Origin of the sequence: Streptomyces sp. NPDC088812 (genome assembly GCF_044750285.1) — a bacterium.
Taxonomy (GTDB): Bacteria; Actinomycetota; Actinomycetes; order Streptomycetales; family Streptomycetaceae; genus Streptomyces.
The window spans coordinates 1-2,170 of sequence record NZ_JBIVJP010000060.1 but is presented as its reverse complement, the minus strand read 5'-3'; the positions used below and the strand labels follow the sequence as shown (position 1 = coordinate 2,170).

At 68.2% G+C, this 2,170-nt stretch carries 2 protein-coding genes; one reads left to right on the top strand and one right to left on the bottom strand.

The window, feature by feature from the left end; genetic code table 11:
- Positions 1–167: 167 nt before the first annotated feature.
- Positions 168–1,421: an IS256 family transposase gene (locus ACIP67_RS43140; RefSeq protein ID WP_401700182.1), complete on the top strand. Its 1,254-nt coding sequence runs from the start codon at positions 168–170 to the stop codon at positions 1,419–1,421.
- Positions 1,422–1,702: 281 nt separating this feature from the next.
- Here the strand turns inward: ACIP67_RS43140 and ACIP67_RS43135 are convergent.
- Positions 1,703–2,170, bottom strand: a 468-nt coding sequence (locus tag ACIP67_RS43135) for a transposase (protein WP_401700180.1), incomplete at its 5' end; no start/stop codon positions are given.

The window sequence follows — 2,170 nt, the reverse complement described above, 5'->3', positions numbered from 1 at the left end:
AGCCGCGAACGGCGTCCGTGTAATTTCGGGTCACGCCGGCGCCGGAGCCGAATCCATCATCTCTGTGTAGCGCCCGGTGGTCGGGCACGTCGTCTCAGACGTGGACGCGGCCACCGTGTGATCCTTCGAGTGAACCTCTCACAGCACCCTCGAATGGAGTCATCACGATGACCGCTCCTCATATTCTCGACCCTGCCGGCCTGCTGAGCGAAGCCCTGTCCGAAGCGTCCCCGGACATGATGCGCCACTTGCTGCAGACCATGATCAACACCCTGCTCTCCGCCGATGCAGACGCGGTGGTCGGCGCCGAATGGGGCAAGCCCACCCCGACACGGTCCGCCCAGCGCAACGGGTACCGGCACCGGGACCTGGACACCCGGGTCGGCACGGTCGATGTAGCCATCCCGAAGCTGCGCTCTGGGACGTACTTCCCGGAGTGGCTGCTGGAACGCCGAAAGAGAGCGGAGTCGGCGCTGATCACCGTGGTGGCGGACTGCTACTTGGCCGGGGTGAGTACCCGGCGGATGGACAAGCTGGTCAAGACCCTGGGGATCAATGCCCTCTCCAAGTCCCAGGTCTCCAGGATGGCCGCGGACCTGGATGAACACGTGGAGTCCTTCCGCCACCGGCCCCTGGATGAGGCCGGTCCGTTCACGTTCGTGGCCGCGGACGCGCTGACGATGAAGGTCCGCGAGGGCGGGCGGGTGGTCAACGCGGTGGTGCTGCTGGCTACCGGGGTCAACGGTGACGGCCACCGCGAGGTCCTGGGGATGCGCGTGGCGACCAGTGAGACCGGTGCGGCGTGGAACGAGTTCTTCGCGGACCTCGTGGCCCGGGGCCTGGCCGGGGTCCGCCTGGTCACCAGTGACGCCCATGCCGGGCTCAAGGACGCCATCGCCGCCAACCTGCCCGGCGCCACCTGGCAGCGATGCCGGACCCACTACGCGGCGAACCTGATGGGCATCACCCCGAAGTCCATGTGGCCGGCGGTGAAGGCCATGCTGCACTCGGTCTATGACCAGCCCGATGCGGCCAGCGTGCACGCGCAGTTCGACCGGCTCCTGGACTACGTGAGCGAGAAGCTCCCGGCGGTGGCTGAGCACCTCGACGCCGCCCGGGCGGACATCCTGGCCTTCACGACGTTCCCGAAGGACGTCTGGACGCAGATCTGGTCGAACAACCCGGCCGAGCGGCTCAACCGGGAGATCCGCCGCCGCACCGACGCGGTGGGCATCTTCCCCAACCGGGCAGCCATCGTCAGGCTGGTCGGGGCGGTGCTGGCCGAGCAGACCGACGAATGGGCCGAAGGGCGCCGCTACCTCGGCCTCGAGGTCCTCGCCCGCTGCCGCCTCACCCCCGTCGAGGACACCGGAAGCGAGGTGGGCACCGACACCGACACTGCCCTCGAGCTCAGCGCCTGACAACCCCAACGAAGGATCCAACCGCTACACCACCACAAGGGGCTTGACCTCGTGCGGGCGTCCGAGAACGGCCTGCCGGCCCTGCCGGTCCGGGTCGGGAGCATCGGGGCGATCAACTCCCATTGGGCATCGGAGAGCATCTGGAAGCGGGACATGCCTTCCAGGGTGTCAGCTGGCCCCCTGGATCCATTCTCAGACACGCCCTAGGGCATGGGCTCGCTACGCGTGACCGATGAGACGGGGACTGCTGAAGGTTCGGTTGACACTTCGGGTGTGGTGGTTCAGGCCGCTTTCGTCGGCCAGTAGATGGTCTCAAACTCGACCGGTGTCGTCTTTCCAAGGGCGCGCTGCCAGCGTCGGCGGTGGTAGGTCCGTTCGATCCAGGTGACGATCGCCAGCCGCAGCTCAGCGCGGCTGCTCCACCGGCGGTTGTTCAGGACGTTCTTCTGCAGGAGGGCGAAGAAGGACTCCATCGCGGCGTTGTCCGCGCTGGAGGCCACCCGTCCCATCGACCCGACCAGTCCGGCCCGGTGCAAGGCGGTGACGTAGGGCCGAGCACGGAACTGGCTGCCCCTATCGGCGTGCACCACGCAGCCGGTGACCTCGCCCGGGCCGCGGCGGGCGACGGCCATCTCGAGGGCGTCAACCGCGAGGGCGGCCGGCATCCGGTCGTCGATCGAGTAGCCGACGATCCGGCGCGACCACACGTCCTTGACCGCGCACAGGTACAGCTTCCCCTCGGCGGTGGC

Excerpts from the sequence above, each read along its gene's own strand:
- ACIP67_RS43140 (WP_401700182.1), top strand. The coding sequence starts at position 168 with ATGACCGCTCCTCATATTCTCGACCCTGCCGGCCTGCTGAGCGAAGCC.